This is a genomic window from Pseudomonas sp. KCJK8993 (assembly GCF_046230915.1).
In the GTDB taxonomy this organism is placed as follows: domain Bacteria; phylum Pseudomonadota; class Gammaproteobacteria; order Pseudomonadales; family Pseudomonadaceae; genus Aquipseudomonas; species Aquipseudomonas piscis.
This window is the reverse complement of record NZ_JBJJLO010000005.1, coordinates 56122-75104: the sequence shown is the minus strand read 5'-3', so window position 1 is coordinate 75104 and position 18983 is coordinate 56122. Positions and strand designations below refer to the sequence as shown.

Genomic DNA, 18983 nt, shown 5'->3' with positions numbered 1-18983 from the left:
CTCAGGCTTCATCGTCCAGGCGCCTGGCCACCAGGCGTCGGCCACGGGTGATCAACTCGGTGAACTGCAAGGCGCTCAGGGCATGGGCGAACAGCCAGCCCTGGCCGAAGCTCACGCCTTCGCTGCTCAGCAGCACGGCCTGCTCCTCGCACTCGATGCCTTCGGCGATCACCTTGAGTTTCAAGGCATGGGCCATGCGGATGATGTGCGGCGCCACACCGCTGCTGGCGGCGTCGTGGCCAAGGGCGTCGACGAACGCCTTGTCGATCTTCAGGCAATCCACCGGCAGGTTCTGCAGGTAGGCCAGGCTGCAGTATCCCGTGCCAAAGTCATCGATCAGCACCTTGTGCCCGACATCCCGCAGGGCTTGCAGGTTGTTGCGCGCCACCACCACGTCGATCAACCCACGCTCGGTCACCTCGAAGGCGATCTGCCGCGCCGCGACCCGGTGCAGCGCCAGCAGCCTGGCCATGACCCGGCCGACACGCGGCACCATCACGTCACAGGCCGCCAGGTTGACCGAGATATACAGCTGCGGATTGGCCCGCAGCACATGCCCCAGTTGCTCCAGCAGGCGTTGCAGGACGAAATCGGTGATCTGGCGGATCTGCCCGGTGTTTTCCGCCAAGGGGATGAACAGGTCGGGGCTGGTCAAGGTGCCGTCCGGACGCCGCCAGCGCAGCAGCGCCTCGGCCCCCACGCACAACCGGCTGTTCAGGTCGAAGATCGGTTGGTACAGCACCTGCAGCTCGCCACGGTGCAAGGCCCCCTGCAATTCGGCCCCCAGGGACTGGCGCTGGCGCGCCAACTGATACACCAGGGCACCGATGAACAGCGCCAGCAGCAGGCTGGTCGGCAGCAGCCACCACCAGCCATCGAGCAACTCGGCCTGCATGCTGGCCCGTGGCGTGATCAGCACCAGTTGGTATTCGGGATTACGGGTCGGCATGCGGTACACCAACAAGTCGCGGGTCACCTGCAACGGCCGGCTGCGATCGTCCTGCCAGGGTTGCGCCGGCGGCCAGGAACGGGCCTGGCCCAGTACCGGTATGGCCCGGGCACCGTGGTCGACCACCACCATCAGGCTACCGCCGGGCGGCAGGTCGACCACGTCGGTCAGGTGTCCGCGTGAGGTGGCGACGCGGAAATTGCCCCGGCCGAGCATCAGCGCCGCCAGGTTTTCGTTGGGCTGGGCGGAGGTATTGAGCCAGTAGCTGTAGGTGGGTCCGCGGATGTCCGCCGGCCGGGGAGAAGTCGCAAGGTTCTGCCGCGGCCAATTGGAGCAGGTCTGGTCGGCATCCATGTAGGCCGCCTCGTAGATGAAGCGATAGTTGAAGCTGACCTGTTGCAGCACGGCAGTCATGTCCGCGCTGCACCCACGCAGCGGCTGCGCTTCCAGGGTGTCCAGGCCCTCGCGCAGTTGCCTGAAGAGCTGCTCCAGGCGCTCCAGGAACCGCCGGCCCTGGGCGTTCATCTGCTCGCTTTCGCGCTGCTGGACCTCGTGCATGGCCACCCCGATGCTGCACAGCATCAGCACCGCCGCGCTCAGGACAGCCGCCAGCATCGCCAGCAACCAGGGGCGATAAAACCAGGTGCGCGGGGTCTCGCGGGCGGCCGGCATCATGGAAGATCCGAAGGATTACCAATGAGTTATAGCAACTGATTGGGCCATCGGCGCGGACCGTCCGGCGGCGTCATTATTTTGTCTGGTTGAGGACCTGCAGGATCGCCGCGCTCTCGGCGTCCGGGGTGCCATCGAAACGACCTGGCCGGTAGTGCATCTGGAAGGCCGCCAGGACATGCCGGGTGGCCATGTCCAACTCGCCGGTCTGCGGGGTGGCATAGCCCAGCCGCGCCAACTGTTGCTGGAACCAACCGATGCTCGGCAGGTTGACCGCATAGAACGCTTGCTGGCGTGCCACGGCCTGGGCATCGGGCCACAGGCCCAGGCCAGCTTCGGCCAGGCGCTTCCAGGGGAACAGCGGGCCCGGGTCGAGCTTGCGTAGCGGCGCGATGTCGCTGTGGCCGATGATGTGCCGCGGGGAAATATTGTTGCGCTTGCTGATGTCCTTGAGCAGCACGATCAGGTTCTGGATCTGCGCTTCGCTGTAGGGGTACCACAGGCGCCCATTGGGGCCATCGCGAAAACCCGGGTTGACGATCTCGATGCCGATGGAGCTGGAGTTGAGCCAGGTCCGGCCTTGCCACTGACTCTCACCGGCATGCCAGGCGCGGTATTGCTCGTCCACCAGCTTGTAGATGGTGGCGGACTTGTCGTCGCCGATCAGGTAGTGGCTGCTGACCTGCCCGTGGGTCAGCAGGGCCAGGGAGCGCTCCATGGATGCCGAGGTGTAGTGGACGATGATGAACTGGGCACGCTGGTCGTAATTGACCGAGGGGTGGCTGGTGTCGATACGCGGGCCGCTGGCGCAGCCGGCGAGCATCAACAGGAAGCAGAAGGCAAGGACAGGGACTTTCATGGGAGCAATACGCTTGGGACATTAATGCAACAGTGTAACGTACTGCTCCCCAGATCATGGGCAAAACTGCGCAGGCAAGTGGCGCCTTAGCCGGCCTCGACCCGGTTGCGACCGGCATCCTTGGCCCGGTACAGCGCCTGATCGGCTCTTTTGATCACCAGTTCGCTGCGATCTCCCGCCTTGAAGGCGCTCAAGCCGATGGAAACCGTGACCGTCACCGGCTCGCCCTTGAAGTGAAACGGGCAGGCCTCGATCGCCGCCCGCAGGGTTTCCACCAAACGCGTTCCCACTGCCCATGGGGTGTCGGGCATCAGCAGGACGAACTCCTCGCCGCCGAAGCGGGCGATGAAGTCGGTGCCACGCAGGCGCTTGCGCAGCACATTGGCGATGATCTTGAGCACTTTGTCACCCGCCAAGTGGCCATAGCTGTCGTTGATCCGCTTGAAGTGATCCAGGTCGAGCATTGCCAGCAACAGGCTGTTGCCGTGGCGTTGCCATTGGCCGACCTCATGTTCCAGGCGCTCGCTCCAGGCCGCACGGTTGGGCAGGCCGGTGAGCGGATCGACCAGGGCCTTCTGCCGCTGCTCTTCCAGGTGCTCGCGATAACCCTGGGCTTCCTGTTCCATGCTCGACACCCGTGCCGCCAGGCTTTGCAGGCGGGTGGCCATGTCCTTCTCGCGCTGGTCGCGTTGCTTCTGGTGCTGGTCCATGGTGCCCAGCAGGCCTTCGAGATGGCTTTCCAGGACCTGCTTGAGGTCATCCAGGTCGGCCGCTTCCTGCATGCTGCTTTGCAGGCCGTCGACTTGCTCGCGGATCTGCGAGTCCATGGCACGCGCCGCCGAACTGATGTCGGCATGCCCGTCGCTGGCAGCCTGCAGGTTGCTCTGGAAGGCCTCCAGGCGCTCGTTGAGCTGCTTGAGGTAATCCTCGAACTCATGCTGGCCGGAGTCGGTGATGGCCAGCATCAAGACCGCCAGATCATCGAGGATCGGCAGCAGTTCATACCAGTTCAGCCCATGCTGCAGGCGGTCACGCATGGCCTCGGCCTGGGGGCGGTGCCGCTCCGGCAGGCTCAGGTCATCGAGCAGGCCCAGCAGGGTGTGCTCGATGTGCTTGGCCACCGAGCTGTAGGACGGCTCGGGGGAGTCCGGCAGGGCATAGAGTACGTCCTGCTCTGGCTGCTCGGGATCGATGGCCGCCAGGGCCTCGGCCATGGCCACCGGCAACGGCAGGCTGTCGAGCAACGCCGCTGCGGGAATGGGCAACAGCTCATCGGGATTGCTGGTCTCAAGTGTGCTGGCGGCCTGGGCCTCGGCTAACGGCTCAGGCGCCCTCTCGATTGAGGGTGCCACGGGTGCTGCATCCGCTTCAGGTTCTTGGGCCTGGGGTTCCACTGCTTGTTGTGGTGCGGCATCTTCCCGAACCAGGACCGGCGGCACAAAGGCCGCCACCGCAGGCTGGGCCGCAACCTCGGCGTCAGTGTCGGCAACTGGCTCTGGCTTGGACTCGACACTCGCGACAGGCTCGAAGGCAGGCTCGGGCAGGACATGCCCCGGCGCCGGTTCCGCCGCTGCAACGGCGGGGACCTGGGTAGCGGCACCGGTTGCGGGGGCAGCAGAAGTGGGTGTGGGAGCAGGCGTTGGCTCATGCTCCGGCGCCATGTCATCCGCAGTGTCTTGTGGCTGGAGTGTCTGCTCCGGCGCTGGAGCGGACACCGGCGGCGCACCGGCTTCGCTCGCAGGTGCAGCTTCTGCGCTGGCATCTCGCGTTCCGAACAAGCGTTGCAGCAGGCTCGGACGCCCCGGTTCCACCGGGTTTTCCAGCTGGCTCAGGGCCTTGCCCTGCAGGGCGCTCAGCTCGCCGAGCAGTAGTGGGATCTCCCGCGCTTGGCCGACCCGGCCATCCAATTGCTTGGCGAAGGCCTTGAGCGGACGACTGACCTCACGGGGCAGGGGCAAGGTCTGCAACTGGGCGACCAGGGCCGTCAGGGCGCTGCTCATCTGGTCGATGCGGGTCTCCCGGCGCTGCTCGGAATCCAGCACGGCCTTTTCCAGGCGCGGAATCAAGGCCGCGAGGCCGGCGTCCATATCATCGGTGCGCACGACCTCGCGCATTTCCTTCATGCACTGGTCGACCGCGCGGTCGGTGCCTTCAGCCGCCAGGGTGCTGCGCACCAGGCCACGGCGCAGCAAGTCGAGGCGGGCAGCCCAACGACGCTCGAGCTTTTCCTGTTGCTCGATGCTCTTGAGGTATTTTTCTTTCCAGCGTTGGGCGTCGTCGCTCATTCATCGGTTCCGCGAGGGGCAGGACTCAACGCGGGCAATGCATCAGCCGTGAGCGAACCCGGCAGACGAATCTCTACCGCGACCGGCAGGTGATCGGAAATGGGTTGGGCCAGGACTTCGACACGCTCCAGCGCCAGGCCGGGGCTGAGCAGGATGTGGTCCAGGCAGCGTTGCGGACGCCAGCTAGGGAAGGTCGCCTGCAATTGCGGCGCCAGCAGGCCGAGGTCACGCAGGGGAGAATGCTCCAGCAGGTCGCTGGCGTGGGTATTCATGTCCCCCATCAGCACCTGGTACTTGTAGCCACCGATCAACTCGCGGATATATGCCAGTTGCCGGGTCCTGGCCCGGGCGCCGAGCGCCAGGTGCATCATCACCACCACCAGCGCTTCCGGACCTTCGCCAAAACGCAGGAGGATCGCACCGCGACCCTTGGGGCCTGGCAGGGGGTGGTCTTCGATGGCCCAGGGACGCATGCGGCTGAGTACACCGTTACTGTGCTGGGCCAGGCGTCCGAGGTTGCGATTGAGTTGTTGGTACCAGTAGGGGAAGGCACCCAGCTGGGCCAGGTGCTCCACCTGGTTGACGTAGCCCGAACGCAGGCTGCCGCCATCGACCTCCTGCAGGGCCACCAGGTCGAAATCCGCCAGCAGGCTGCCGATCTTCTGCAGGTTGTCCGCCCGGCCGTTGTGGGGCAGCAGGTGCTGCCAGCCGCGGGTGAGGTAATGCCGATAGCGTTCGGTACTGATGCCGACCTGGATGTTGAAACTGAGTAAGCGCAGGCGGCTGTCAGCCGGCAAGCCGGTCGACGCCAAATGGTGTTCGTTGACCTGCGGATCATGCAGGCCAACGATGCGTTCCGAGCCCCAGCGCGGCATGGCGGCGGCGCTTACTTGGCTGCGCGCTCTTTGGCGATCAGCTGGTCGGCCACGCTCAGCGCGCCTTCAGGACCACCGGAGGTACCCAGGTCGAAGCGATACTTGCCGTTGACCACCATGGTCGGTACGCCGCTGATCTGGTAGGCCTGGGCCTTCTTCTTGGCGTCCTCGACCTTGCCCTTCACGGCGAAGGAGTTGTAGGTGCTGAGGAACTTGTCCTTGTCGACGCCTTCGCCAGCCAGGAAGTCGGCCATTTCTTCAGGAGTCGCGAGTTTCTTGCCACCGTGGATGGCCTCGAAAACGGCCTTGTGCACCTTGTGCTCGACACCCATGGCTTCCAGGGTGATGAACAGCTGGCCGTGAACGTTCCAGATGCCGCCGAACATGGCCGGGATCCGCACGAAGTTGACGTCGGCCGGAAGCTTCTCGACCCATGGGTTGATGGTGGGTTCGAAGGCGTAGCAGTGTGGGCAGCCGTACCAGAACAGTTCCACCACTTCGATCTTGCCAGGCACGGCAACCGGAACGGCGCTGCTCAACTCGACATATTGTTTACCGGCTTCAAGCGGCTCGGCGGCTTGAGCGGTCACGCCAAACAGGCTGGCGGTAACGAGAGCGGCGCTGAGGATCAGATTACGCATGCTTTACTCCTGGACGATTTAGGCGCCTCGCGCGACCTGATTTCAGACAGATCATGGCGGGCTTGAGTTCGCTAGTGTAGCGGCTGGCGCCATAAAAAAGGGCGGCCTGAGCCACCCTTTATGCTTGCACCGTCAGATTAATCGATCATTAACCTTGCCGTGGCCATGCACCTGCCGGCCACTGATCGCAGCGGCCTCAGTGCAGGCCCTGAATATAGCTGGACACGGCTTCGATGTCCTTGTTGCTCAGCTTGCTGGCAATGCTGCGCATGACCATGGTGTCGCCGTCGTTGGTACGGACGCCTTCGCGGAAGTCGGTCAGCTGCTTGGCTACGTATTGAGCGTGCTGGCCGCCCAGGTGCGGGAAGCCGGCGGCTGCGTTACCCACGCCGTTCGGCGAGTGGCAACCGGTGCAGGCAGGCATGCCCTGGTCCAGCTTGCCGCCGCGGAACAGCTCTTCGCCACGGGCCACGACCTTGGGATCGGCGGCGCCGACGCTGCCTTTCTGGCTGGCGAAGTAGGCGGCGATGTCGGCCAGGTCCTGATCGCTCAGGTTGGTCAGCAAGCCGGTCATTTCCAGTACTTGCCGCTTGCCGGACTTGATATCGTGCAGCTGCTTGTCCAGGTACTTTTCCCCCTGACCCGCCAGCTTGGGAAAGTTTGGCGCCATGCTGTTCCCATCAGGGCCGTGGCATGCGCCACAGACTGCGGCTTTCGCCTGACCGGCAGCAGCGTCGCCTGCGGCATGGGCAACACCGGTGATGCCCAGGGTCAACAGCAGACTCACGAGTAATTTGTTCATCAGCTAATCCAACTACGGCTAAGGGTTAAGAGTTATGGACCGGGATCACTCGCTCATCCAGTGGATGATGGCTCGGTAATCCTCGGCACTGCAGTCCATGCACAAACCACGCGGCGGCATCGCCTTGAAACCCTGGGTCACGTGTTGCACCAGCGTCTCCATACCTTGCGCCAGCCTCGGCGCCCAAGCTTCCTGGTCGCCCTTGCGGGGCGCCGTGGGTAGTTGGCCGGAATGACATGCCCCACAAACACGGTTGTACACAGCTTCCGGATCCTGTGTAGCCTGCGCGCTGTAAAGCGGCATCAAGAGACCGGTAGCCAGCAGCCATTTCGTCATAAAACGACCTTTTCAGGGTTGAGAGCGTGCTGCGTTCTAATGCGCATACAAGGTTTATCGCTCTCGTGAGCTTCATCCTACGCTGGGACAAAGCGCACACAAAATCTGCGGCATTATATACTGGCGTTACTGAAACGGAAACGACACCGCTCGCCGCACCCATCCCCGGCATCGCCCCTATTCGGAAATCCCATGCAACTGAAGAACCCCATCCTCGGTCTGTGCCAACAGGCCACTTTCATGCTCAGCGCCGCCAAGGTCGACCAATGTCCCGATGACGCCGGCTTCGAAGTGGCCTTCGCCGGGCGCTCCAACGCCGGCAAGTCCAGCGCCCTGAACACCCTGACCCACGCCAGCCTGGCACGCACCTCGAAGACCCCGGGCCGCACTCAATTGTTGAACTTTTTCAAGCTAGACGACGATCGCCGCTTGGTCGACCTGCCGGGCTACGGCTACGCCAAGGTACCGATCCCGCTCAAGCAGCACTGGCAGCGCCACCTCGAGGCCTACCTGGGCAGCCGCGAGAGCCTCAAGGGGCTGATCCTGATGATGGATATCCGTCATCCAATGACCGACTTCGACACCCTGATGCTGGATTGGGCCGTGGCCAGCGGCATGCCGATGCATATCCTGCTGACCAAGGCCGACAAGCTGACCTATGGCGCGGGCAAGAACACCCTGCTCAAGGTCCAGTCGCAGATCCGCAAGGGCTGGGGCGACGCCATCACCATCCAGCTGTTCTCCGCACCCAAGCGCATGGGCCTGGAAGAGGCCTACACCGTGCTGGCGGGCTGGCTGGAATTGGCCGACAAAGGCGCCGAGATCGAGGCCTGAGAGAGATAAAAATTGTCTGCGCGGTGATCAGGCAAGGCAAAAAGCGGCGGGAAAGCGGAGTTTAGGGGCCTAAATGAGCATTTCCCGCCGCTTTTTAACGCAGCATGGTCGCCACCCAGGCAATTTTCAGGCAAAAAAAACCCCGGACTTCATATGGGGAGGGGGAAGTTCGGGGTTCAAGTTCTAGACCGCTAGGGCGGGGTCCAGATATCTGCCAACACTTAACACAACATAGGAGCATTGAAGGGCTTCACCAGCCATTCAGTAACTCTGAGTGGGCGTTTCCCGGTTTAGTTCCAGCCACGAACAAAAACTATTGGCGATAAGTGCTGAAATTTTTCGTGCTAATGGTTCTTCAGGCATGTTTGCCGCGACACTATGCCGCGGCAAAAATCGGTAAAAAGTCCCCTTAATGGGCCTCATCCCAGTTATTTCCCACCCCGACCTCTACCAATAGCGGTACATCCAGGGTCGCGGCGCCACTCATGTAACCGCGAATGTCCTCACGCACCTGGTCCACCAGGTCCTCGCGGACTTCCAGGACCAGTTCGTCGTGCACCTGGAGGATGACCCTGGCATCCAGGCCCGAGGCCTGCAGCCAGTTGTCCACCGCCACCATGGCCTTCTTGATGATGTCCGCGGCGGTGCCTTGCATCGGTGCGTTGATCGCGGTGCGTTCGGCGCCCGCCCGCTCCTGGGGTTTGTTGGAGTTGATCTCCGGCAGATACAGGCGACGACCGAAGATGGTTTCCACGTAGCCCTGGTCGGCCGCCTGGGCGCGGGTGCGGTCCATGTACTCGCGCACCCCCGGATAACGGGCGAAGTAGGTGTCGATATAGGCCTTGGCCTGCTTGGTATCGACGCCGATGTCCTTGCCCAGTTTCTGCGCGCCCATGCCGTAGATCAGGCCGAAGTTGATGGCCTTGGCACTGCGGCGCTGCTCGGAAGTAACGTCCCCGAGCTCGACCTTGAACACTTCCGCGGCCGTGGCGGTGTGCACGTCCTGGTTGTTGCGAAAGGCCTTGAGCAGGCCTTCGTCCTGGGACAGGTGGGCCATGATCCGCAGCTCGATCTGCGAGTAGTCCGCGGCCAGCAGCTTGTACCCGGCCGGAGCGACGAAGGCCTGGCGAATGCGCCGCCCCTCTGCCGTGCGCACCGGGATGTTCTGCAGGTTCGGGTCGCTGGACGACAGGCGCCCGGTGGAAGCCACCGCCTGGTGATAGGAGGTGTGGATCCGCCCGGTACGCGGGTTGATCTGCTCCGGCAGGCGGTCGGTGTAGGTGCTCTTGAGCTTGCTCATGGAGCGGTACTGCATCAGCACCCGGGGGAGCGGGTAGTCGTCCTCGGCCAGCTTGGCCAGGACCTCTTCGGCAGTGGATGGCTGGCCCTTGGCGGTCTTCTTCAGCACCGGCAGGCCCAGCTTGTCGTAGAGGATGCTGCCCAGCTGCTTGGGCGAGCCCAGGTTGAACTCCTCGCCGGCGATCGCGAAGGCCTCACGCTCCAGGGCCACCATCTTGTCGCCCAGCTCGATGCTCTGCACGCCCAGCAGCTTGTCATCCACCAGCGCGCCCTGGCGTTCGATGCGCGCCAGCACCGGCACCAGCGGCATCTCGATATCGGTCAGCACGCTGGCCAGGCTCGGGATGGCGCTGAGTTTCTCGAACAGGGCCTGGTGCAGGCGCAGGGTCACGTCGGCGTCTTCGGCGGCGTAGGGGCCGGCCTGCTCCAGCGGGATCTGGTCGAACGTCAGCTGCTTGGCGCCCTTGCCGGCAATGTCCTGGAAACTCACCGTGGTGTGGTCCAGGTACTTCTGCGCCAGGCTGTCCATGTCATGGCGGGTGGCGGTGGAATTGAGCACATAGGACTCGAGCATGGTATCGAAGGCCACGCCGCGCATGCTGATGCCATTGGCCGGGTCGCCACCGATGGCGCAATTGGCCAGGATGTTCATGTCGAACTTGGCGTGCTGGCCCACCTTGAGCAGCTTCGGGTCTTCCAGCAACGGCTTCAGGGCTAGCAGCACCGCGTCGCGATCCAGCTGCTGCGGTGCATCGAGGTAGCTATGGGCCAGGGGGACATAGGCCGCCTCGCCCGCCTGGACCGCGAAGGACAGGCCCACCAGTTGCGCCTGCTGTGCATCGATGCCGGTGGTCTCGGTGTCGAAGGCGATCAGCTTGGCGCCCTTGAGCTTGTGCAGCCAGGCATCGAAACGCGCCTGGTCGAGGATGGTTTCGTACTGCAGTTCCAGCGGCGCCTGCTCGGTCGCGGGTTGCTCGGCAGCGACCGGAGCCGCAGCCAAATCGAGCTCGACACGCTTGGCATCACGCTGCAGCTCGTCGAGCCAGCTCTTGAATTCCATCAGGCTGTAGAGCTCTGCCAGCTTCTCGCGGTCCGGCTCGCGCAGGTGCAGGTCATCCAGCCCCACCTCCAGCGGTACGTCGACCTTGATAGTGGCCAGCTGGTAGGAAAGGAACGCCATTTCCTTGTGCTCTTCGAGCTTGGCCGGCAAGGTCTTGGCCCCGCGAATCGACAGGGTAGGCACGATATCGAGTTGCTCGTAGAGCTCCTTGAGGCCGCCGTTGACCCCCACCAGCAAGCCCGAGGCGGTCTTCGGGCCGATGCCCGGGACACCAGGAATGTTGTCGGAAGAGTCGCCCATCAGCGCCAGGTAATCGATGATCTGCTCGGGAGCGACACCGAATTTCTCCTTCACGCCCTCCACGTCCATGCTGCTACCGGACATGGTGTTGACCAGGGTAATGTGCCCATCCACCAACTGCGCCATGTCCTTGTCGCCGGTGGAGATGACCACCGGCCGGGACGCCGCCGCGCTGCTGCGGGCCAGGGTGCCGATCACATCGTCGGCCTCCACGCCCTCGACGCACAGCAGCGGGAAGCCCAGGGCGATCACGCTGGCGTGCAGGGGTTCGATCTGCACCCGCATGTCGTCGGGCATGCTCGGGCGGTTGGCCTTGTACTCGGCGTACATTTCATCGCGGAAGGTTCCGCCCTTGGCGTCGAACACCACGGCGAAGGGGCTTTGCGGATATTGTTTGCGCAGGCTCTTGAGCATGTTCAGCACGCCCTTGACCGCGCCGGTCGGCATGCCTTTGGAGGTGGTCAGCGGCGGCAGCGCATGAAAGGCGCGGTACAGGTAGGACGAACCGTCCACCAGGACGAGGGGGGCTTGGCTCATGAGTAGGATCAACCTTTTGGGCGGGTCCGGCGCTAGAATAGCGGGACCGTTGACGACAAAGGGACAAGGTTATCATGCGCACACTAAATCGCTTGCTGCTGGCCGGCTTGATTGCAGTCTCCTCCATGGCAGCGATCGCCGCGCAAGACGCGCCTTCGGCCGACCCGGAAGTCACCATTCGCACGGAAGGCGACAAGACCATCCAGGAATACCGGCAAAATGGCTTCCTGTATGCGATCAAGGTCACGCCAAAAGGTGGCAAGCCCTACTTCCTGGTGCGCGCCGATGGCTCCGACGGCAACTTCATCCGTTCGGACCAGCCGGATATGCTGATCCCTTCGTGGAAAATCTTCGAGTGGTAAGCCACTCCCATTTCAACTCAATGGCGCCGTCTCGATAGCGGCGCCGGTACTGGCAGTTCTCAACCATGTCTGTGTTCACCCCCCTGGCTCGGCCCGAGCTGGAAACCTTTCTCGCCCCGTATGGGCTCGGCCGCCTGCTTGACTTCCAGGGGATTGCCGCTGGTAGCGAAAACACCAACTTCTTCATCAGCCTGGAACAGGGCGAGTTCGTCCTGACCCTGGTCGAGCGCGGCCCGGTCCAGGAAATGCCGTTCTTCATCGAACTGCTGGACGTGCTGCACGAAGCCGACCTGCCGGTGCCCTACGCGCTGCGCACCACCGACGGCATCGCCCTGCGGGAACTGGCGGGCAAGCCGGCGTTGCTGCAACCGCGCCTGGCCGGCAAGCACATCAAGCAGGCCAACGCCCAGCACTGCGTCCAGGTCGGCGAGCTGCTGGGCCACCTGCACGTGGCCACCAAGGACAACATGATCCAGCGCAAGACCGATCGTGGCCTGGACTGGATGCAGGAAGAGGGCGCCAAGCTGCTGCCGCGCCTGGACAGCGCCGCCCAGGACCTGCTGCAACGTGCGCTGCAAGAGATCGTCGAACACCAGGCCAGGATCCTCGCCCTGCCGCGGGCCAACATCCACGCCGACCTGTTCCGCGACAATGCCATGTTCGAAGGCACCCACCTGACCGGCCTGATCGACTTCTACAACGCCTGCTCGGGGCCGATGCTGTATGACGTGGCCATCGCCCTGAACGACTGGTGTTCCGATGCCCAAGGCGTGCTCGACGGCCAGCGCGCCCGGGCCCTGCTCGGTGCCTACGCGACCTTGCGACCATTCACCGCCGCCGAGGCCGAGCTGTGGCCAACCATCCTGCGGGTGGCCTGCGTGCGCTTCTGGCTGTCGCGCCTGATCGCCGCCGAGACCTTCGCCGGCCAGGACGTACTGATCCACGATCCGATGGAGTTCCAGCGCTACCTGGCCCAACGCCAGCAGGTCAGCGTGGCCCTGCCGTTCGCCCTCTGAAACGCATCGCGGGCCAGCCGCCCCTGCCATGAACGAGCAGGAGCGGACTGGCCCGCGAAGGATCAAGCCCGTGCTGGAAACCCGGTTACAACTGCTCCAGGCAGCCGGCCAAGTCGTTGCCTAGTTTCTCCAGCACCTGCTCATAGCCTGTCGCCGAAGCCGGGGTGTAGCCACCCAGGGCATCCAGTTCGGCCAGCTTTACCGGCAGGCCGGCCACCAGGGTTTCCGCCAGCCGCGGACGCAGCGGCGGCTCGCTGAACACACACGTCTTGCCCACCTGCTGCAGGCGCGCGCGCATGGCCGCCACATGCTGGGCCCCCGGCTGCACCTCGGCAGCGACGCTGAACACCCCGGCGTGCTTGAGGCCATAGGCGTCCTCAAAATAGTCGAAGGCTTCATGGAAGACGAAATACGGCTTGCCGGCGATGCCAGCCAGGCGCGCCTTCAAGCGGGTATCCAGGGCGTCCAGGCGCTCGCTGAAAGCCTTCAGGTTGTCCTGGTAGCGCGCGGCGTTGGCCGGATCGGCGGCGCTCAGGTCGGCCGCCATGCGAGTGGCGATCACCCGGGCGTTGACCGGCGACAGCCAGAGATGGGCGTCCAGGGTGCCCGGGCGATGATCGTGGTCATGCTCGTCGGCCTCCTCTGCGTGGGAGTGGCTGTCTTCGGCAAAGCGCCGAAGCTTCATGCCTGGCAGGTCCTGTACCGCCACCGAGGGCAGGCTGCGGCCCTTCAGTACACGCGGCAGGAAGCCTTCCATGTCCGGGCCGATCCAGTACAAGAGATCCACGCTCTGCACCTTGCGCACATCGGATGGGCGCAACGCGTAGTTGTGCGGCGAGGCGCCCGGCGGCAGCAACACCTCGGGAATCGCCACGCCGTCCTGCACGGCCGCGGCGATCAATTGCAGCGGCTTGATGCTGGTCAGCACCCGGACCTCGGCCTGGGCCGAACCGATCGCGAACAAGCTGAAGGTAAAAGCGACAAAAAGACGAAAAAGTCGGGGCACGATGGACACTCGAAGAGGCGATAACGGGTAACATAATAACGTCTCTCACCAACCTCGTCGCCGCTCATGCCTAAAACACCCCTCGCCAGCCGACCACACGACCACTCTCACTGCGTGCACAACGCACTGTCTGAGGCCGATGCCCTGTGCACGCGGCAGGGACTGCGCCTGACCGCCCTGCGCCGGCGGGTGCTGGAGCTGGTCTGGCAAAGCCACAAGCCCCTGGGCGCCTATGACATCCTGGCGGTACTCAGCGAGCAGGATGGCCGCCGCGCCGCGCCGCCGACCGTCTATCGGGCACTGGATTTCCTCCTGGAAAACGGCTTGGTGCACCGCATCGCCTCGCTCAACGCCTTCGTCGGCTGCAACCACCCGGAACACGCGCACCAGGGCCAGTTCCTGATCTGCCGCGAGTGCCACGCGGCCATCGAGCTCGAACAGAAATCCATCAGCGACGCGATCATCGGCAGCGCCCGCGACGTCGGCTTCGTGGTCGAAGGCCAGACCGTGGAAGTGGTCGGGCTCTGCTCGGGCTGCCAGGGGGCTTGATGGGCACTGCATTGATCCGCCTCGAGCAGGTCGGGGTGACCTTTGCCGGGCAGCCAGTGCTGGACAACATCCAGCTCAGCGTCGAACCCGGGCAGATCGTCACCCTGATCGGCCCCAATGGCGCCGGCAAGACCACCCTGGTGCGTGCCGTGCTCGGCCTGCTCAAGCCCGATACCGGCAGCGTCTGGCGCAAGCCCCGGCTGCGGGTGGGCTACATGCCGCAAAAGCTCCATGTCGACCCGACCCTGCCGCTGTCGGTACTGCGCTTCCTGCGCCTGGTGCCCGGGGTGGACCGCGCCCGGGCCCTGGCGGCACTCAAGGAAGTGGGCGCCGAGCAGGTGATCGACAGCCCGGTGCAAAGCATTTCCGGCGGCGAGATGCAGCGCGTGCTGCTGGCCCGGGCGCTGCTGCGCGAGCCCGAGCTGCTGGTCCTCGACGAGCCGGTTCAGGGTGTCGACGTGGCCGGCCAGGCCGAGCTCTACAGCCTGATCACCCGCCTGCGCGACCGCCATGGCTGCGGCGTGTTGATGGTTTCCCACGACCTGCACCTGGTGATGAGCACCACCGACCAGGTGGTCTGCCTCAACCGCCACGTCTGCTGCTCCGGGCACCCCGAGCAGGTCAGCGGCGACCCGGCCTTCGTCGAGCTGTTCGGCAAGAACGCACCGAGCCTGGCGATCTACCACCACCATCATGACCACGCCCACGACCTGCACGGCTCGGTGGTGGTCCAGCCCCATGTGCACGGAGAAAACTGCAAGCATGGCTGATTTCCTGCTGTACGCCCTGCTCGCAGGTTTGTCCCTGGCACTGGTCGCCGGCCCCCTGGGCTCCTTCGTGGTCTGGCGGCGCATGGCCTATTTCGGCGACACCCTGTCCCATGCCGCGCTGCTGGGCGTCGCCCTGGGGTTCCTGCTGGATGTCAGCCCGGCGGTGGCGGTCACCGTCGGCTGCCTGTTGCTGGCGGTGCTGCTGGTCACCCTGCAACAGCGCCAGCCCCTGGCATCCGACACGCTGCTGGGAATTCTTGCACCCAGCACCCTGTCCCTGGGCCTGGTGGTACTAAGCTTCATGCATGAGGTGCGCATCGACCTGATGGCCTACCTGTTCGGCGACCTGCTGGCGATCAGCCCCGGCGACCTGGCGTGGATCCTCGGCGGCAGCGCCGCTGTCCTGTTGCTGCTGGTGGCGCTGTGGCGGCCATTGCTGGCCATCACCGTGCACGAGGAACTGGCCAGGGTCGAAGGCTTGCCCGTGGCCTCGCTGCGCATGACCTTGATGCTGCTGATCGCAGTGGTGATCGCCGTGGCGATGAAGATCGTCGGGGTGCTGCTGATCACCTCCCTGCTGATCATCCCGGCCGCTGCGGCACAGCGGCACGCCCGCTCGCCGGAGCAGATGGCCCTGGGCGCCAGCCTGCTGGGCATTCTGGCCGTGGGCGGCGGGCTGGCGTTGTCCTGGTTCAAGGACACCCCGGCCGGGCCGTCGATCGTGGTCACGGCGGCCGCACTGTTTCTGCTGAGTTTTGTTCTGCCCCGTCGAGGGGTGTAGACTTGCTCGCTTTTTGCGCAATTAGAGAGTCGCAGGAATGAAGCCGTTCGCCTCCCGTTATCTGCTCCTTGTCGCATTTTTCCTGCTGCTGGGAGCCTGCCAAAGCACGCCACCGGCGGCCACCGAGGTCCCCGATGCGCGGGCCACGGCCATCGCACAGCTGCAACAAAGCATCGCCAGCAACGAACTGGCGACCGCCGAGGACCAGCTCGCCGCGATGCAGGGGCAAACGCCGGACGATCAGCAATTGGTGCAGTACCAGCGCCAGTTGGCCGAGGCCTATCTGCAACGCAGCCAGATCGTCCTGCAAAAAGGCGATGTGAATGCCGCGGCCACTGCCTTGAGCCGTGCCCGGGCGCTGATGCCCAAGGCGCCGGCGCTGACCGGTGGGGTCAACAGCGCCATCGCCCACGCCCGCAAAGCCGAGCTGGACAAGGCCGAAGCCGCGCTGAAGGCTGCTGAAGCACGCCCTGCCGCCAAGTTGATCGACCCCTCGGCGCCCAGCAGCACCATCGCCTTGAACGTCACCGACATTCGCAAGCTGCGCCGGCAGCTCGATGCCTTGGCCGCGGATGTGGTGAATTACCAGTGCGATGTGACCATCCAGGTACCGCGCCGCGAAGACTACCCCTGGCTCTCGACCCTGCTGGGCAAGCGGGTGAAGAAGCTCGACCCCGACTTCCAGCAGCAGATCGGCCGGCAGATCGGCCGGCAGATCGTGCGCCATGTGCCGGCGCAAATGGTCCTGACCCCACGCCAGGCGCAATGACCGTGGCCGGCAGCCCGCAGGCTGCCGGCAACCACCTCAGGCCGGGATCGCCCTGGCCCTGGGTTCGCGACTCCATACCCGATGCTGGGCGATAGCGGCGAAGAACGCTTTCAGGGCCTTGGCATCGCCACCGACGATCAAGCCCTCGTCCACCTCCAGCCCAAGACGCTGCAACAACTCACGGGCTTCGCCGTGCAAGGCGATGGCCTTCAGGTGCCGATAAGCCTCGAGCAGGTAGTGCAGGGCGACCCCATCGCCGGCCAGGGCCTTGATCGACTGGGCGCCACCCGGCACGAACACGGCGTCAAACGTCACCGACGGCAAACCCTCCATCGACGCATCCACTGCCAGTGGCTTGCCTTGGGCAGTCGTCACCGCGGCCGAAGTCGGCCCCAGCAGCTTGGCGTGGGCGCCTTCGGCCTTGAGCGCCTTTTGCAGCGCAGCGATTGCCGCGCCGTCGACACCATTGGCCACCAGCACCGCGACCTTGCGAGTCTTGATGTCTCCGGATAACAAATTGGCCTGGCTCAGGGCCGGCGAGCGCGACAGCGACATCTTGCGCTCGGCCACCGTGCCCTTGGTCGGGGCCGGCAGGCCGAGGTTCTCGGCCACCCGCTTGGCCAGCTGCAAATCGATGTTGGCCAGGATCTGCTGCACCTGCCGCTCGCGAATCTGCGGCCGGTCGACCTTGCCCAGCTCGAAGCTGTAGGCGGCGATGATGTGTTCCTGCTCATGCTTGCTCATGCTGTTGTAGAACAGCCGCGCCTGGGAAAAGTGATCGCTGAACGACTCACTGCGCTGGCGGATCTTGTGCGCATCGATACGTTCGTTGTAGCTCTCGAAACCGCCGTTTTCCGGCGCCGGCGGGGTCTCCCTGGGCCAGCCGCCGTCGATCGAGTTGGGCTCGTAGGAAGCCCGCCCCTTGTCGATGGTGGAGCGATGCATGGCGTCGCGCTGGCTGTTGTGGAACGGCGCTACCGGCCGGTTGATCGGCAACTCGTGGAAGTTGGGCCCGCCCAGGCGGCTGATCTGGGTATCGGTGTAGGAAAACAGCCGGCCCTGCAGCAATGGGTCATTGGAAAAGTCGATGCCGGGCACGATATGCCCAGGACAGAACGCCACCTGCTCGGTCTCGGCGAAGAAGTTGTCCGGGTTGCGATTGAGCACCATCTTGCCCAGCGGCGTGATGGGCACCAGCTCTTCGGGAATCAGCTTGGTCGGATCGAGAATGTCGAACTCGAACTTGTGCTCGTCCTCCTCGGCGATGATCTGCACGCCCAACTCCCATTGCGGGTAGTCGCCGATCTCGATGGCCTCCCAGAGATCACGGCGGTGGAAGTCGGTGTCCTTGCCCGCCAGCTTCTGCGCCTCGTCCCAGAGCAGCGAACAAGTGCCCACCGACGGATGCCAATGGAACTTGACGAAGTGCGAGCGCCCCTCGGCATTGATGAAACGGAAGCTGTGCACACCGAAACCCTGCATGCTGCGCAGGCTCTTGGGAATGGCCCGGTCGGACATGGCCCAGATGACCATGTGCGCCGACTCCGGCACCAGCGAGACGAAGTCCCAGAAAGTGTCATGGGCCGAACCGCCGGTGGGAATCTCGTTGTGCGGCTCGGGTTTCACCGCATGCACGAAGTCGGGGAACTTGATCGCATCCTGGATGAAGAACACCGGCATGTTGTTGCCCACCAGGTCGAAGTTGCCCTCGTCGGTGAAGAACTTCACCGCAAAGCCGCGCACGTCACGCACGGTATCGCCGGAGCCTCTTGGTCCCTGGACCGTGGAAAAGCGCACGAACACGGGTGTTTTTTTCCCCGGATCACGCAGGAAACCGGCCTTGGTCAGCGCCGAATGATCGGCATAACTCTGGAAGTAACCATGGGCGCCAGTGCCGCGGGCATGGACGATGCGCTCGGGAATCCGCTCGTGGTCGAAGTGAGTGATCTTCTCCCGCATGATGAAGTCTTCGAGCAGCGAAGGGCCGCGGGCACCGGCTTTCAAGGTGTTCTGGTTATCGGCGATCTTCACTCCCTGGTTGGTGCGCAGGGCCTGTCCGGTGGCGTCGCTGCGAAACCGCTCCAGGCTTTCGAGCTTGGCGTTGCTGTTGCCCCGGTCCAGGGTGTCGGTTCCCGCGGCCTGGCTGTTCGAGCGGGTGGTTTTCTGGGTACTCATCAGACACATACTCCTCGTTGGCGAAATCCCGGGCGTGCCTGGGCTTCGCGGGCGGATGCGCCAAGGCACGGCACCTGGGCGCTTTCGAGTGGCTTAGGTAGTGACT

General features: G+C 64.3%; 17 protein-coding genes. 7 read left to right on the top strand and 10 right to left on the bottom strand.

Going from position 1 to position 18983, the window contains the following annotated elements:
- Window position 1: 1 nt before the first annotated feature.
- The 7 genes from ACK6AU_RS03330 to ACK6AU_RS03300 form a co-directional block, all read right to left on the bottom strand.
- Window positions 2–1624, bottom strand: coding sequence for an EAL domain-containing protein (locus tag ACK6AU_RS03330; RefSeq protein ID WP_260497881.1), 1623 nt, complete (start codon window positions 1622–1624; stop codon window positions 2–4).
- Between the two features lie 73 nt (window positions 1625–1697).
- A complete protein-coding gene (locus ACK6AU_RS03325) occupies window positions 1698–2480 on the bottom strand; it encodes an N-acetylmuramoyl-L-alanine amidase (protein WP_409297726.1) in 783 nt (260 codons plus the stop codon).
- 86 nt (window positions 2481–2566) lie between these two features.
- A complete protein-coding gene (locus tag ACK6AU_RS03320; protein WP_409297724.1) occupies window positions 2567–4765 on the bottom strand; it encodes a diguanylate cyclase in 2199 nt (732 codons plus the stop codon).
- Window positions 4762–5640, bottom strand: coding sequence for an endonuclease/exonuclease/phosphatase family protein (locus tag ACK6AU_RS03315; protein WP_185696681.1), 879 nt, complete (start codon window positions 5638–5640; stop codon window positions 4762–4764). The genes ACK6AU_RS03320 and ACK6AU_RS03315 overlap by 4 nt, the downstream gene beginning before the upstream one ends.
- 11 nt (window positions 5641–5651) lie before the next feature.
- Window positions 5652–6281 (bottom strand): thiol:disulfide interchange protein DsbA/DsbL, encoded by a 630-nt coding sequence (locus ACK6AU_RS03310; protein WP_185696682.1) that lies wholly within the window; start codon window positions 6279–6281, stop codon window positions 5652–5654.
- Between the two features lie 196 nt (window positions 6282–6477).
- The gene (locus tag ACK6AU_RS03305; protein WP_409297721.1) at window positions 6478–7083 is read right to left on the bottom strand and encodes a c-type cytochrome; all 606 of its coding nucleotides are present in this window, start codon (window positions 7081–7083) and stop codon (window positions 6478–6480) included.
- A gap of 45 nt (window positions 7084–7128) precedes the next feature.
- Window positions 7129–7419, bottom strand: coding sequence for a cytochrome c5 family protein (locus tag ACK6AU_RS03300; protein ID WP_068575391.1), 291 nt, complete (start codon window positions 7417–7419; stop codon window positions 7129–7131).
- A 192-nt stretch (window positions 7420–7611) separates the two neighbouring features.
- On the opposite strand from ACK6AU_RS03300, the gene yihA reads away from it, so the two are divergent.
- Window positions 7612–8253: a ribosome biogenesis GTP-binding protein YihA/YsxC gene (gene yihA, locus ACK6AU_RS03295; RefSeq protein WP_185696685.1), complete on the top strand. Its 642-nt coding sequence runs from the start codon at window positions 7612–7614 to the stop codon at window positions 8251–8253.
- A 409-nt stretch (window positions 8254–8662) separates the two neighbouring features.
- Here the strand turns inward: yihA and polA are convergent, their stop codons facing one another.
- Window positions 8663–11449, bottom strand: a complete 2787-nt coding sequence (gene polA / locus ACK6AU_RS03290; RefSeq protein WP_409297718.1) for a DNA polymerase I — start codon at window positions 11447–11449, stop codon at window positions 8663–8665.
- 74 nt (window positions 11450–11523) lie between these two features.
- Here polA and ACK6AU_RS03285 point away from each other — a divergent pair, with 74 nt between their 5' ends.
- Both ACK6AU_RS03285 and ACK6AU_RS03280 read left to right on the top strand, forming a co-directional pair.
- Window positions 11524–11811, top strand: coding sequence for a DUF2782 domain-containing protein (locus ACK6AU_RS03285; protein ID WP_185696687.1), 288 nt, complete (start codon window positions 11524–11526; stop codon window positions 11809–11811).
- Window positions 11812–11876: 65 nt separating this feature from the next.
- Window positions 11877–12827 (top strand): homoserine kinase, encoded by a 951-nt coding sequence (locus tag ACK6AU_RS03280; protein WP_185696688.1) that lies wholly within the window; start codon window positions 11877–11879, stop codon window positions 12825–12827.
- 85 nt (window positions 12828–12912) lie between these two features.
- Here the strand turns inward: ACK6AU_RS03280 and ACK6AU_RS03275 are convergent, their stop codons facing one another.
- Window positions 12913–13842, bottom strand: coding sequence for a zinc ABC transporter substrate-binding protein (locus ACK6AU_RS03275; RefSeq protein ID WP_409297715.1), 930 nt, complete (start codon window positions 13840–13842; stop codon window positions 12913–12915).
- Window positions 13843–13899: 57 nt separating this feature from the next.
- On the opposite strand from ACK6AU_RS03275, the gene zur reads away from it, so the two are divergent.
- From zur to ACK6AU_RS03255, 4 genes are read left to right on the top strand one after another with little or no spacing between them, the layout of a single operon-like run.
- Entirely contained in the window at window positions 13900–14382 is a 483-nt protein-coding gene (gene zur / locus ACK6AU_RS03270; protein ID WP_185696690.1) for a zinc uptake transcriptional repressor Zur, read from the top strand.
- On the top strand, window positions 14382–15152 hold the full coding sequence (gene znuC, locus ACK6AU_RS03265) for a zinc ABC transporter ATP-binding protein ZnuC (protein ID WP_185696691.1): 771 nt from the start codon (window positions 14382–14384) through the stop codon (window positions 15150–15152). The genes zur and znuC overlap by 1 nt, the downstream gene beginning before the upstream one ends.
- A complete protein-coding gene (znuB, locus tag ACK6AU_RS03260) occupies window positions 15145–15933 on the top strand; it encodes a zinc ABC transporter permease subunit ZnuB (protein ID WP_409297712.1) in 789 nt (262 codons plus the stop codon). The genes znuC and znuB overlap by 8 nt, the downstream gene beginning before the upstream one ends.
- A 37-nt stretch (window positions 15934–15970) precedes the next feature.
- Complete coding sequence (locus ACK6AU_RS03255; protein ID WP_409297710.1) at window positions 15971–16702, top strand: PA5502 family lipoprotein; 732 nt, start codon at window positions 15971–15973, stop codon at window positions 16700–16702.
- A 36-nt stretch (window positions 16703–16738) separates the two neighbouring features.
- Here the strand turns inward: ACK6AU_RS03255 and katE are convergent, their stop codons facing one another.
- Window positions 16739–18934, bottom strand: coding sequence for a catalase HPII (gene katE, locus ACK6AU_RS03250; RefSeq protein WP_409297755.1), 2196 nt, complete (start codon window positions 18932–18934; stop codon window positions 16739–16741).
- Window positions 18935–18983 lie beyond the last annotated feature (49 nt).